This window comes from Sphingomonas sp. IC-56 (genome assembly GCF_021043375.1).
Taxonomy (GTDB): domain Bacteria; phylum Pseudomonadota; class Alphaproteobacteria; order Sphingomonadales; family Sphingomonadaceae; genus Sphingomonas.
Genome location: NZ_JAJNDV010000012.1, coordinates 51,305 through 64,715 on the forward strand (window position 1 = coordinate 51,305; position 13,411 = coordinate 64,715).

General features: G+C 67.7%; 12 protein-coding genes. 11 read left to right on the forward strand and 1 reads right to left on the reverse strand.

Annotated features, from left to right (window positions below; translation table 11 throughout):
- Positions 1 to 214: 214 nt before the first annotated feature.
- The 10 genes from LQ953_RS14805 to LQ953_RS14850 all read left to right on the forward strand — a co-directional run bounded on the left by LQ953_RS14805 (position 215) and on the right by LQ953_RS14850 (position 10,779).
- Positions 215 to 1,333: an NAD-dependent epimerase/dehydratase family protein gene (locus LQ953_RS14805; RefSeq protein ID WP_231031760.1), complete on the forward strand. Its 1,119-nt coding sequence runs from the start codon at positions 215 to 217 to the stop codon at positions 1,331 to 1,333.
- A complete protein-coding gene (locus LQ953_RS14810; protein WP_231031761.1) occupies positions 1,330 to 2,406 on the forward strand; it encodes an SDR family NAD(P)-dependent oxidoreductase in 1,077 nt (358 codons plus the stop codon). The genes LQ953_RS14805 and LQ953_RS14810 overlap by 4 nt, the downstream gene beginning before the upstream one ends.
- 26 nt (positions 2,407 to 2,432) lie before the next feature.
- Positions 2,433 to 3,515 carry a glycosyltransferase family 4 protein gene (locus tag LQ953_RS14815; protein ID WP_231031762.1) on the forward strand — a complete coding sequence of 361 codons (1,083 nt, stop codon included), beginning with the start codon at positions 2,433 to 2,435 and terminating at the stop codon, positions 3,513 to 3,515.
- Positions 3,512 to 4,639 carry a CgeB family protein gene (locus LQ953_RS14820; protein ID WP_231031763.1) on the forward strand — a complete coding sequence of 376 codons (1,128 nt, stop codon included), beginning with the start codon at positions 3,512 to 3,514 and terminating at the stop codon, positions 4,637 to 4,639. Before LQ953_RS14815 ends, LQ953_RS14820 begins: the two co-directional genes overlap by 4 nt.
- Positions 4,636 to 5,718: a CgeB family protein gene (locus LQ953_RS14825; RefSeq protein WP_231031764.1), complete on the forward strand. Its 1,083-nt coding sequence runs from the start codon at positions 4,636 to 4,638 to the stop codon at positions 5,716 to 5,718. The genes LQ953_RS14820 and LQ953_RS14825 overlap by 4 nt, the downstream gene beginning before the upstream one ends.
- Positions 5,715 to 6,782 (forward strand): CgeB family protein, encoded by a 1,068-nt coding sequence (locus tag LQ953_RS14830; protein WP_231031765.1) that lies wholly within the window; start codon positions 5,715 to 5,717, stop codon positions 6,780 to 6,782. Before LQ953_RS14825 ends, LQ953_RS14830 begins: the two co-directional genes overlap by 4 nt.
- 53 nt (positions 6,783 to 6,835) lie before the next feature.
- Positions 6,836 to 7,015 (forward strand): hypothetical protein, encoded by a 180-nt coding sequence (locus LQ953_RS14835; protein WP_184086379.1) that lies wholly within the window; start codon positions 6,836 to 6,838, stop codon positions 7,013 to 7,015.
- A 60-nt stretch (positions 7,016 to 7,075) separates the two neighbouring features.
- Entirely contained in the window at positions 7,076 to 8,188 is a 1,113-nt protein-coding gene (locus LQ953_RS14840) for an NAD(P)/FAD-dependent oxidoreductase (protein WP_231031795.1), read from the forward strand.
- A gap of 139 nt (positions 8,189 to 8,327) precedes the next feature.
- Positions 8,328 to 10,061, forward strand: a complete 1,734-nt coding sequence (locus tag LQ953_RS14845; protein ID WP_231031766.1) for a DEAD/DEAH box helicase — start codon at positions 8,328 to 8,330, stop codon at positions 10,059 to 10,061.
- A 259-nt stretch (positions 10,062 to 10,320) separates the two neighbouring features.
- Positions 10,321 to 10,779 (forward strand): YaiI/YqxD family protein, encoded by a 459-nt coding sequence (locus tag LQ953_RS14850; RefSeq protein ID WP_231031767.1) that lies wholly within the window; start codon positions 10,321 to 10,323, stop codon positions 10,777 to 10,779.
- An 84-nt stretch (positions 10,780 to 10,863) separates the two neighbouring features.
- On the opposite strand, the gene LQ953_RS14855 is transcribed toward LQ953_RS14850, so the two are convergent.
- The gene (locus LQ953_RS14855) at positions 10,864 to 11,661 is read right to left on the reverse strand and encodes a TerC family protein (RefSeq protein WP_231031768.1); all 798 of its coding nucleotides are present in this window, start codon (positions 11,659 to 11,661) and stop codon (positions 10,864 to 10,866) included.
- Between the two features lie 205 nt (positions 11,662 to 11,866).
- On the opposite strand from LQ953_RS14855, the gene LQ953_RS14860 reads away from it, so the two are divergent.
- Positions 11,867 to 13,219 carry a M28 family metallopeptidase gene (locus tag LQ953_RS14860; protein ID WP_231031769.1) on the forward strand — a complete coding sequence of 451 codons (1,353 nt, stop codon included), beginning with the start codon at positions 11,867 to 11,869 and terminating at the stop codon, positions 13,217 to 13,219.
- The last annotated feature ends 192 nt before the right edge of the window (positions 13,220 to 13,411 follow it).

Below are 13,411 nucleotides of genomic sequence, written 5' to 3' on the forward strand. Positions count from 1 at the left end.
GCTTCTACAAACCTCCCTCCCCGCCCAACGGTTCCGTTATCGGAACGATTCCGCGCGGCACGTGGAACAAAGAAGAAGAAGAAGCATTGAGGGTTGCGAGGGCGAAACGGAAAAGTCAGCCCGCTAGTGCTTTGTAACCTAAATCGATTCGCTGGCAATCCCGTGCGGTGGGCCCATCCGCCCGAGCGCGAACAAGACGAAAATGGGGGTATAGTTGTCCGAGACCATCCTGATCACCGGCGGCGCAGGCTTTATCGGCCGCTTCGTCACCAAGGAACTCCTGCGCCGCGGCAACAAGGTCCGCGTGCTCGACAGCCTGATCGAGCAGGTTCACGGCCCTGACGCGACGCTCCCCGCCGACATTGCCGGCGATGTCGAGTTCATCCGCGCCGACATCCGCGACGGCGACAAGGTCGCAAAGGCGCTGAAGGGCGCAGACAGCGTCATCAACCTGGCGGCCGAAGTCGGCGTCGGCCAGTCGATGTACGAAGTCGAGCGCTACACCAGCGCCAATGATGTCGGCACCGCGGTGCTGTTCGAGCGGCTGATCGACAATCCCGTGCGCCGGGTGGTCACCGCTTCTTCCATGTCGATCTATGGCGAAGGGCTGTACCGCGACGCCGATGGCAATCTGGTGGAGAATGCCGAGCGCGGCGTGATCAAGGATGGCCAAGCCAATTGGGAGCCGACCGACGCGCAGGGCCGCCCGCTGACCCCGGTCGCAACGCCCGAGTGGAAGCGCCCGAGCCTGTCGTCGATCTATGCGCTTAACAAGTACGTCCAGGAGCGCACCACGCACATCATGGGCCGTCCGTACGGCATCGAGAGCGTGTGCCTGCGACTGTTCAACGTCTATGGCCCCGGCCAAGCGCTGTCGAACCCCTACACCGGCGTGCTGGCGATCTTCGCCTCGCGCCTGCTGAACGGCCAGAAGCCGATGATCTTCGAGGATGGCGAGCAGCGCCGCGACTTCGTCCATGTGACCGATGTCGCCCGCGCCTTTGCCGACGCGCTCGTCCATCCCGACGTGGTCGGCGAAACCTTCAACGTCGGTTCGGGCAATGACCGCTCGGTGACGCAGGTCGCGCAGGCACTCGCCCAGGCAATGGGCAAGAACGACATCCAGCCCGAGATCGTCGGCAAGTCGCGCACCGGCGACATCCGCCATTGCTTCTGCGACACCGGCCTCGCCGCCGAGAAGTTCGGGTTCAAGGCGACCACCGACTTCCAGGAAGGTCTGGCCGAACTCGCCGGCTGGGTCGCCGAACAGACTGCGGTCGACAATGTCGCCAAGGCGCGCGCCGAGCTCGAAAAGCGGGGCCTGGTCGCGTGAGCGGCGCCGTGCAGGACGACCGGCCGATCCTGATCACGGGCGGCGCGGGCTTTATCGGTTCCAACTTGGCCGACCGGCTGGCGGGCGAAGGCCATTCGGTCATCGTCTATGACGCGCTGAGCCGCCCAGGCGTGGAAAGCAACCTGCGCTGGCTCCAGCAGCGCCACCACAACCGGATCGAAGCCATTATCGGCGACATCCGCGACGAGGCAGCGGTCGCGCACGCCGCGCGCCGTGCCAAGGCGGTGTTTCACCTGGCGGCACAGGTGGCGGTGACGACCAGCATGGTCGATCCGCGCGACGATTTCGAGATCAACATCCGCGGCACGCTCAACGTCCTCGACGCGCTACGCGAGAGCAAGACGCCGGTCGTCTTCGCCTCGACCAACAAGGTCTATGGCGACCTGATCGACCTCGATTTCGCGCTGGAGGACGAGGCCTATGTGCCCACCGATCCGCGCATCCGCGACCATGGCATAGGAGAGGATCGGCCGCTCGACTTCCATACGCCCTATGGGTGTTCGAAGGGGGCGGCCGACCAATATGTGCTCGACTATGCGCGCAGCTTTGGCGTGCCGACCGCGGTGCTGCGGATGAGCTGCATCTATGGCCACCGCCAGATGGGCACCGAAGACCAGGGCTGGGTCGCCCACTTCCTGATCCGCGCGCTCGAAGGCAAGCCGATCACCCTGTACGGCGACGGCCATCAGGTCCGCGACATCCTGGACGTCTCCAACGCCGTCGAGGCCTATGTCCAGGCCTGGAAGAAGATCGAGGAGGTCTCCGGCCGCGCCTTCAATCTGGGTGGCGGTCCGCAGAACGCCGTCAGCCTGCGCCAGCTGCTCGCGCATATCGGCGACTTGATCGGCCGCCCGATCGAGATCGAGTATTCGGACTGGCGCGCGGGCGATCAGCGCTACTTCGTCGCCGATACCCGCTCTGCGCAGGCCGCGCTTGATTTGAGCCCCAAGGTGCCGTGGCGCGAGGGTGTTGCGCGGCTGGCCAGCTGGCTGGCCGAGGAACGCGGCTTCACGCTCTCGCCCGCGCCAGAGCGGGAACGCCTGACTGCATGAGCGGGGCGGCACCTCTCAAGCTCCTGATGACGGCGGACGCGGTGGGCGGGGTCTGGCAATATGCGCTGGACCTCGCCGCCGCGCTGGCGCCCCATGGCGTCCAGACGACGCTGGCGGTGCTTGGCCCCTCGCCCAGCGCCGCGCAGCGCGCCGAAGCCAAGCGGGTAAAGCGCCTCACGCTGGTGGACACGCAACTACCGCTCGACTGGCTGTGCGATGCGCCCGAGCCGGTGCTTGCCGCGGGCGAGGCGATCGCCGCCCTCGCGCGCAAGATCGGCGCCGACCTTGTCCAGCTCAACATGCCGACCCTGGGCGCTCGGGCGCGGTTCGACGTGCCCGTCGTCGCCGTGACGCATGGCTGTGTCGCCACCTGGTGGGAGGCGGCGTTTGGCGGCGATCTGGCCCCGCAATATCGCTGGCACCGCCTGTTGATGCACGAAGGGCTGCACGCCACCGACCAGGTCGTCGCGCCGAGCGCCGCTTACGCCGCCACCATCGCGCGCCATTATGGGCTGAGCAGCACGCCGCACGCCATCCACAATGGCCGCAACCCGCTGGCCCCGATGCCGAGCTCCGCGCCGCAGGACTTCGCCTTCACCGCCGGGCGGTTATGGGATCAGGTCAAGGGCGTCCGGACGCTCGACCGTGCCGCGGCCTGGCTGTCGGTCCCCTTCTGCGCGGCCGGTGCCGTACGCGGGCCGCATGGCGAGACCATCGAGCTCCAGCACCTCCACCCGCTCGGCCACTTGTCGACCGAAGCGCTCGCCCGTCGCCTCGCCGCGCGGCCGGTGTTCGTGTCCGCCGCCAGCTTCGAGCCGTTTGGGCTGGCCGTACTCGAAGCCGCGCATGCCGGCTGCCCGCTGGTGCTGTCGGATATCGACACCTTCCGCGAGCTTTGGGACGATGCCGCGCTGTTCGTTTCGCCGGATGACGAGGCCGGCTATGCCGACGCCATCGAGGCGATCCTGAAGGACCCCGTGCTGCGCCACCGGCTGGGCGAGGCCGCCCGCAGCCGCGCCGCGCGCTACACGCCGCAAGCCAAGGCTGCCGCCATGGCCGCTTTGTTCACCGACCTTGCCGCCAAGGCACCTGCGAAACGAGCCGCATGAAGATCGTCTATTTCACGCATTCGCTGTCCAGCTGCTGGAACCACGGCAACGCCCACTTCCTGCGCGGCGTCCTGCGCGATCTGATCGCGCGGGGCCATGAGGTCTCGGTGTGGGAGCCCGAAGGCGCCTGGAGCCTGCAGAACCTGGTTGCCGATCATGGCGAGGCGGGACTCGACGCCTATCGCCAGGCCTATCCCGAGCTGAGCTCGCGCACCTACACGCCGCTCGCCCAGCTCGACCGGCTGGTGGACGGCGCCGACCTGGTGATCGTGCACGAATGGAACGACCATCATCTCGTCGCCCGGTTGGGCGCGATCCGCCGGGGTGGCGCGCCCTTTACCCTGCTCTTCCACGACACGCACCACCGCGCGGTCAGCGAGCCGGCGTCGATGCAGGCCTATGACTTGGAGGATTATGACGGCGTGCTCGCATTCGGCGAGACGCTGTCCGAAGTGTATCGTGGCTGGGGCTGGCAGGGCCGCGTCTGGACTTGGCACGAAGCCGCCGACACGCGCCACTTCCACCCGCCCGCACAGGAGCAGGAGCGCCAAGGGCTGGTCTGGATCGGCAATTGGGGCGACGGCGAGCGCACCACTGAGTTGGAAGACTTCCTGTTCCGCCCGGCGCAGGAAACCAACCTGCCGCTCGACATCTACGGCGTGCGCTATCCTGACGAGGCCAAGGCCACCCTGGCGCGCTATGGCGTGCGCTATCATGGCTGGGCGCCGAACGCCCGCGCGCCGGAGATATTCGCCCGCCATCTTGCCACCGTGCATGTGCCGCGCCGCTTCTACAGCACGATCCTGCCCGGCATCCCGACGATCCGCGTGTTCGAGGCGCTGGCCTGCGGCATTCCGCTGGTCTCCGCGCCGTGGGAGGATGCCGAGCATCTGTTCCGGCCCGGCCAGGATTATCTGGTCGCGCGCAACGGTGCCGAGATGACGCGCCAGCTTCGCGATCTCCAGAATGACGCGGGCCTGCGCGAGCATCTGGTCCAGAGCGGGCTGGAGACCATCCTCGACCGCCACACCTGCGCGCACCGCGTCGACGAGCTGCTCGACATCGTCGCCACGCTCCGTCCGCAAACCGCCACTCCCGACCGCCATCAGAGGATCGTCGCGTGAAGATCGCCTTTTACGGCTCCAGCCTGCTCTCGTCCTACTGGAACGGGGCTGCGACCTATTATCGCGGCATCCTGAAGGCGCTCGCGGCCCATGGCCACGAGATCACCTTCTACGAACCCGACGCGTTCGACCGGCAGCAGCATCGCGACATCGATCCGCCCGCTTATGCCAAGGTCGTGGTGTATCCGGCGACTGCCGACGCGCTGAACAAAGTGCTCAACGCTGGCGGCGACGCCGATGTCGTGGTGAAGGCCAGCGGCGTCGGCGTGTTCGATGCCGAGCTGATCCAGGGCATTGCGCGCCACCGCAACGCGATCCGCATCTTCTGGGACGTCGACGCCGCCGCGACGCTGGACGAGATGCGCCACGACGCCGACCATCCGGTCCATGCCGCGCTCGGCGATCTCGACATGGTGCTGACCTATGGCGGCGGTCCGCCCGTAATCAACGCCTATGAGGGCTTCGGCGCCAAGCGCTGCATCCCCGTCTACAACGCGCTCGATCCGGAGACGCATCACCCGGCGCCGCGCAACGATCGCTTCGCCGCCGATCTCGGCCTGCTTGCCAACCGCCTGCCCGACCGTGAGGCGCGGATCGAAGAGTTCTTCCTGCACGCCGCCGCTTTGCTGCCGGACCGGAAATTCATGCTGGGTGGCAATGGCTGGCACGACAAGGCGATGACGGACAACGTCCGGGCGATCGGCCATGTCGGCACCGCCGATCACAACGCGTTCAACTGCACGCCGAACGCCGTGCTCAACGTCGCGCGCGATTCGATGGCGAATATCGGCTTCTCACCCGCGACCCGCGTGTTCGAGGCCGCCGGCGCCGCCGCCTGCCTGATCACCGATGCCTGGGAAGGCATCGAGCAGTTCCTGAAGCCGGACGAGGAAGTGCTGGTCGCGCGCGACGGCCAGGATGTGGCCGAACATCTGAAGGCGCTGACGCCCGAGCGTGCCCGCGCGATCGGCGACGCCGCACTCGCTCGCGTGCTTGCCGAGCACACCTATGAACTGCGCGGGCATCAGGTTCATGCCATCCTGACCGAGCAGCGTGCGCGCATGAGCGTGCCGGCATGAAGCTGGTCGTTCTCGGCCTGTCGCTCTCCTCGTCTTGGGGCAACGGCCACGCCACCACCTTTCGCGCGCTGTTGAAGGCGTTCGCGGCGCGCGGGCACGACATTCTGTTCCTGGAACGCGACGTGCCCTGGTACCGCAACAGCCGCGACATGCCGGAGCCGGGCTTTTGCCGGCTGGAATATTATAGCGACCTGGCGGACCTGAACCGCTTCGAGGCCGAGATTTGCGGCGCCGATGCGGTGATGGTCGGCTCCTATGTTCCAGAGGGTGTCGAAGTGGCGCGCTATGTCCAGAACCGGGCGGAGGGCGTGACAAGCTTCTACGACATCGACACGCCGGTTACGCTCGCGAAGCTGGAACGCGGCGACTTCGAATATCTCTCGCCCGAAGTGATCCCGGGCTATGACGTGTATTTCTCGTTCACCGGCGGGCCGACGCTCGACCGGCTGGAGCGGCAATATGGCTCGCCAGCAGCGCGGCCGCTCTACTGCTCGGTCGACGCGACTGCCTATCGCCCGCTCGATGTGGCGAAGAAGTGGGATCTGTCGTACCTCGGCACCTACAGCCCCGACCGGCAGCCAACGCTGGAGCGGCTGCTGATCGAGCCGGCACGTGCGCGCCCCGATTTGCGCTTCGTCGTCGCCGGACCGCAATATCCCGAGAATATCGAGTGGCCGGCCAATGTCGAGCGGATCGACCACCTGCCGCCCGCCGAGCATGCCGAATTCTACAGCGCGTCGCGCTTTACGCTGAACGTCACCCGCGCCGACATGATCGCCGCCGGCTGGTCGCCCTCGGTCCGCATCTTCGAGGCATGCGCATGCGGGACGCCGATCATCTCCGACATCTGGGACGGGATCGAGACGGTGCTGGAGCCCGGCCGCGAGATCATCCTGGCGAAGACCGCCGACGATGTCCTGAGCGCGCTCGCCAGCGACGCCGACGCGCTTGGGGAAGCGGCCCGCACCCGCGTGCTCGCCGAACACACCGCCGAACACCGCGCCGCCGAACTGGAAACGCATCTTCAGGAAGCGCTGACCGAACCGATGCTGGCTACCGCGTAGCGCGAGTGCTAGCGGGCCTGTGGCCGGATCGTCCGGCCACAGGAGTCTCTTGAGTGTCCGAGCGTTTTGAGCGCCACCGCCAGCCCTGGCGGCCCGACGAAGTCCAGAAGCTGCACACGCTGGCCAAGAAGGGCATGGCGCTCAAGGCGATCGCCAAGGCGCTGACCCGCAGCGAGGAGTCAGTGAAGGAGCGCGCCAAGCTCGACGGGCTGAACATCGCCAAGCTGCACTGAGGCGACACCCGCGTGAGCGAGTATGACGCGATCATCCTGGGCGCGGGCGCCGCGGGGCTGATGTGCGCGGCCGTCGCCGGCCAGCGCGGCCGCCGCGTGCTGTTGATCGACCATGCCGATCGCGTCGGCAAGAAGATCCTGATTTCGGGTGGCGGGCGGTGCAACTTCACCAACCTGCACACCGCGCCTGATCGATACCTGTCGCAGAACCCGCATTTCGCCAAGTCGGCGCTGCGCCGCTACACCGCTCAGGACTTTCTCGACCTGGTCGAGCGGCATCGCATCGCCTGGCACGAAAAGACGCTGGGCCAGCTGTTCTGCGACGGTTCCGCCCGCCAGATCGTCGACATGCTGCTCGACGAATGCGACGCCGGCCAGGTGACGATCCAGACCGGCCGCCAAATCGGCGAGGTCGCGCATGCCGATGGCCGCTATCGGATCGGCGAAGACACCGCACCCGCGCTGGTGATCGCCACCGGCGGACCGTCGATCCCCAAGATGGGTTCGACCGGCTTTGCCTATGACCTCGCCCGCCGCTTCGGGCTCAAGGTCGTCGAGCCGCGCCCGGCGCTCGTCCCCCTCACGCTCCCCGCCGACCAGGCGCTGTTCCGCGAACTCTCCGGCGTCGCCGCTCCCGTCCGCGCCCGCGCTGGCAAGGCGAGCTTCGACGAGGCCGCGCTGTTCACCCATCGCGGGCTCTCGGGTCCCGCCATCCTCCAGGTCAGCTCCTACTGGCGACATGGCGAGAGCATCGCCATCGACTTCCTACCCCATGCCGCCACCGGCTGGCTCGCCGCCGCCAAGCGCAGCCACCCGCGCACGACGCTCCGGAAACTGCTGTCCGACACCCTGCCCGGTCGCCTTGCCGAGACGCTAGCCGAGCAACTCGCCCTGCCGGGCGAGCTTGCCAACGCGACGGACCGCAAACTGGCCGAAGCCGAACAGCGCCTCGCCGCTTGGCCGTTCCTTCCCAACGGCACCGAAGGCTATGCCAAAGCCGAAGTCACTGTGGGCGGCATTTCCACCGCCGACCTGTCCTCGCAGACGATGGAGGCGCGCAAGGTGCCCGGGCTTTACGCGATCGGGGAGGCGGTGGACGTCACCGGATGGCTTGGGGGCTATAATTTCCAATGGGCCTGGGCCAGCGGCTGGGCGGCCGCGCAGGCACTCTGAACCCGCGGCAATCGAATTCGCCCCTGCCGCAGCGTTCCCCGGCAACATTGCGCATCCCATGTCGCAAAGCGCAGTCCTGATTCGCTGCACTGCATATAAAGCTTGCCCCGAAGGCCCACTGCCCCCATCTGGCGGGTTCATGCCATTCTCGACTCTCCCCCCGCTTCTCGCCGAAGCGCTCGCCGCGCGTGGTTACGCCGCGCCCACGCCCGTCCAGGCCGCCGTCCTTGAACCCGAGGCCAATGGCCGCGATCTGATCGTCTCCGCCCAGACCGGATCGGGCAAGACCGTCGCCTTCGGCATGGCGATGGCGCCCGACCTGATCGGCGAGGACGGCCGCGTCATCCCGACGCGCGAGCCCCACGCGCTGATCATCGCCCCGACCCGCGAGCTCGCGCTTCAGGTCAGCCGCGAGCTGATCTGGCTCTATGGCCCCACCGGTGCGCGCATCGCCACCTGCGTCGGCGGCATGGACGCGTCGAAGGAGCGCCGCCAGCTCAATCACGGCGCGCACATCGTCGTGGGCACCCCTGGGCGCCTGCGCGATCACCTGGAACGCGGCGCGCTCGACCTGTCCGCGCTCAAGGCCGCCGTGCTCGACGAAGCCGACGAGATGCTCGACATGGGCTTCCGCGACGATCTCGAGCACATTCTCGACGCCAGCCCGAACGAGCGCCGCACGCTGCTCTTCTCCGCGACGATGCCCAAGCCCATCGTCCAGCTCGCCAAGCGCTACCAGAAGGACGCGCTGCGCATCTCCACGGTCGGCGAGGACCGCGGCCATGGCGACATCAGCTATCAGGCCGTCACCGTTAGCCCGTCCGAGATCGAGCACGCGGTCATCAACCTGCTGCGCTTCCATGAAGCGGAGACGGCAATCCTGTTCTGCGCCACCCGCGACAATGTCCGCCACCTGCACGCCACGCTGACCGAGCGCGGCTTCTCCGCCGTGGCGCTGTCGGGCGAGCACAGCCAGAACGAGCGCAACGCCGCGCTCCAGGCACTGCGCGACCGCCGCGCCCGTGTCTGCGTCGCCACCGACGTTGCCGCGCGTGGCATCGATCTTCCCACCCTCACGCTGGTCATCCATGTTGAGCTGCCGCGTGATGCGGAAACCCTTCAGCACCGCTCGGGCCGCACCGGCCGCGCGGGCAAGAAGGGCACCGCCGTGCTCATCGTCCCCTTCCCGCGCCGCCGCCGGGTCGAGATGATGCTGCGTGGCGCGCGCATCAACGCCGAATGGATCGACGCCCCGACGCCCGAGGCGATCCGCGCCCAGGACCATGAGCGCCTGCTCGCCGCCCTGCTCGCGCCCGTCGAGACCGACGAGGAAGACGCCGCACTGGCCGAGCGCCTGATGGCCGAGAAGTCGCCGCAGGAAATCGCCGCCGCTTTGGTCCACGCGCACCGCGCGTCGATGCCGCAGCCCGAGGAACTCGCCGATCGTTCGCAGGCAGGCGCCCGCGACGAGCGCCAGTCGAGCCACCGCGAAGGCTTTGACGACATCGTCTGGTTCCGCATGGATGTCGGCCGCAATCAGAACGCCGACCCGCGCTGGATCCTGCCGCTGATCTGCCGCCGCGGCCACATTACCAAGAACGAAGTCGGCGCGATCCGCATCGGCCCGAATGAGACCGCGTTCCAGGTGCCCCGCGCGCTCGCCGCGAAGTTCCAGTCCTCGGTCGCTCGGACGGCGAGCGAAGACGACGATGTCCGCTTCGAAGTGTCCGAAGGCCCGGTGCAGCAGGGCGGCCGCATGCAGCGCGGCGGCCCGAACCGGCCGATGCGGGACCGTCCGACCGGAGGCCCCCGCGGGACCCACTCGGCCAAGCCCTATGTGCGCAAGGGCCCACCCCGCGGCCCGCGCGCCTGAACCACATCCTTCGTCACCCCGGCCTTGAGCCGGGGTCCCGCTGCCTTTCACCGGTAGAAGAAGAAGCGGGATCCCGGCTCAAGGCCGGGATGACGGCTGGGGTGGGTCGGCGGTCCCACGCCCAACCAGTTCCCCGGCGTAGGCCGGGGCCCAGTTGCAATGCGCTGGCAAAGGCGCAGTGCCGTCTCAGGCTCCGTGGCAACTGGGCCCCGGCCTACGCCGGGGAACTCATAGCCCCAACAAACTGGAGTAACCGCCAGTGACCCAACCCCGTATCCTCGTCGACGCGGACGCCTGCCCGGTGAAGGACGAGATCTACAAGGTCGCGTGGCGCCACGAAGTGCCGGTGACGGTGGTCAGCAACCAGCACATCCGCGTGCCCCAGCACCCGCTCGTCAGCCGCCAGGTGGTAAGCGACGCCTTCGACGCCGCCGATGACTGGATCGCGCACGCCGCAGGCCCGGACGCGGTGGTGATCACCGCCGACATCCTCCTGGCCGATCGCGTGCTGAAAGTCGGCGCCCGCGTGCTGAGCCCCACTGGCAAGCCCTTCACCACCAGCTCGATCGGGGGCGCCATCGCCACCCGCGCCATCATGGCGGACCTGCGCGCTGGCGGCGACCAGATCGGTGGGCCCAAGCCCTTCGCCGCAGCAGACCGCTCACGTTTCCTGCAAGCGCTCGACACGGTGCTGGTTGCAATGAAGCGCGGCGGCTGACTTCCTCCTTCCCTGGCAAAGGAAGGGGCCGGCCATTGCGCGTCAGCCGCACCGCCCCCCAGCTAAACCGCCGTCAGGCCAAGCTCAGGGCTCTTTCCGCTCGCCCGCCCTGCGCTGCTGCGCGCGCCGCGACATGATGTTCAGGCCCTCGACCAGAACCGAGAAGCCCATCGCCGCGTAAATATAGCCCTTGGGCACGTGCACGCCGAAGCCATCCGCGATCAGCACCGCGCCGATCATCAGCAGAAAGCCCAGCGCCAGCATCACCACCGTCGGGTTGCGCGCAATGAAGTTCGCGAGCGGGTCGGCGGCCAGAACCATGGTTCCCACCGCCACCAGCACGGCGATCACCATCACGGCGAGATTGTCGGTCATGCCCACCGCGGTCAGGATCGAATCGATCGAGAACACCATGTCGAGCAGGATGATCTGGATGATCGCCGATCCGAAGGTGATGGCCGCCACCTGCTTCTTGTCCAGCAGGTCGTCGCTGGGCGAGGCGTCCACCGTGTGGTGGATTTCCTTGGTGGCCTTCCAGATGAGGAACAGACCGCCCACCACCAGGATCAGGTCGCGCCAGGAGAAGGCGGTCTCGAACGCCGGCTGCCCATAGTCGTTCAAGGGACCGGTTATGCCTAGGTCGAAGACCACCGCCGTCAACCCGATCAGCCACGCGATCATGGAAAGCAGGATCAGGCGCATGACGAGAGCGAGCCCGATGCCCACGCGCCGTGCCTTTGCGCGCTGCTCCTCGGGCAGCTTGTTAGACAGGATGGAGATGAAGATGAGGTTGTCGATGCCAAGCACGACCTCCATCACCACCAGGGCGGCGAGCGCTGCCCAGGCTGTGGGATCAGAGAAGAGTGCGAGCAGGCTTTCCATCCGACGATCCTATTCCCATGAAGCCGCACTATAACGCCGGTGAGCCTTGGCTGCTCCACCGGTGCGGGGTTGTTCCCCTTCAGCGCTGCCACGAGCTTTAGAACGCACCCGTATCAGGCTTCAAGCGGCAGGCCCGCGTGCGACAGCCCCGTTGCCCTCCACCCCGCCCCTTCCTAAGCTCCGCGCAACACCAATCGGGGGCACCATGCACAAGCTGAACCTTTTTCTGATCGCCACCACGGCCCTGCCCGCCGCGCTTCTCACCCCCGCCCAAGCTCAGACCGTCAGCGAGCCTTCGGTGCGCGGCCATGTCTCTTACCTCGCCGGCCCGGCGCTGCGCGGGCGCGGCAGCGCGACGCCGGACGAAGCGGCAGCGGCAGCCTATGTCGCCGCGACCTTCCGCGGCTATGGGCTTCAGCCCGCCCCGGGGATGACCGGCTATACGCAAAGCGCAGAGATCACTGCGCTCAAGCTCACCGGCCCGGCGCAGCTCACCGCCAACGGCACTGCGGTCGACGCGCCGCTGCTGTTTTCCTCCACCGGCCAGGCGGTCTCCGGCAAGCTGAGCGTGTTCGCCGGCACCGACCCCAAACAGGCCACGGGCGAAGTGGTGATGCTCACCGGAACGGGCATCAACCCGCTGCGCGCCGCCGGCGCGCTGGATCCGGCCAGGACCAGGCTCGTGATCATCCGCGCCACGCCCGAAGTGCGCGACTATTATCAGAGGATCGGCGGCGCTCCGCGCCTGCCGCGCACGTTCCGGGGCGAGGCGCCAAGCCCCCGCCCCACCGTGGTCGCGCTGGCCGATGCCGTCTTCGACGCACTGGCCGCGCAGGGGGGCGCCGACATCGCGCTCACGCTGCCGGGGCTGGTGGAGCAGCAACTGGTCACCACCAATGCGATCGGCTGGCTCCCGGGCACCGATCCCAGCGCCGGCGTGCTGCTGGTCTCCGCGCATCTCGACCATCTCGGCGTACGTCCTGATGGTCAGGTGATGTACGGCGCCAATGACGACGCATCGGGCACCGCCGCAGTGATCGAGCTGGCCAAGGCGCTGTCGCAGGGCAAGAAGCTGCGCCGCAGCGTGCTGTTCGTCGTGTATGGCAGCGAAGAGTCCGGCGGCTTTGGCGCGCGGAAATTCATCCAGAGCCCGCCGGTGCCGCTCGACACGCTGGTCGCCAACCTGGAGATCGAGATGATCGGCCAGCAGGACCCCAAGCTCCCCGCCGGCACGATGATGATGACCGGCTTTGAGCGCTCCACCTTGGGCGAGACGCTGAAGGCGCATGGCGCGCTGGTCACCGCCGATCCTTATCCCGAGCAGAACTTCTTCCAGCGATCGGACAATTACGCGCTCGCGGTGAAGGGCATCGTCGCCCACACCGTCTCGGGCTGGGCGGTAGTGCCGACCTATCACACGCCCGAAGATACGGTGGAGCGTCTGGACCTCCCCTTCATGACCCGCGCGATCCAGTCGCTGGTCGCGCCCTTGCGCAGCCTCGCCAACAGCCGCGCCAAGCCCGAATGGAAGCCTGACGGCAAGCCCGCCGCGGAGTAAGGAAACAATCCTCCCTTCACAGGGGAGGATCAAAGACGCCCGAACAACCCAGGACCGCAACACTGTTCCCCGGCGAAGGCCGGGGCCCAGTTGCCACGCAGCCCGCGATGGCGCCGCGCCTTCGCCAGCGAATCGAAGCTGGGCCCCGGCCTCCGCCGGGAAACTGCGGGTACGAACCCGCACCAGACCCGC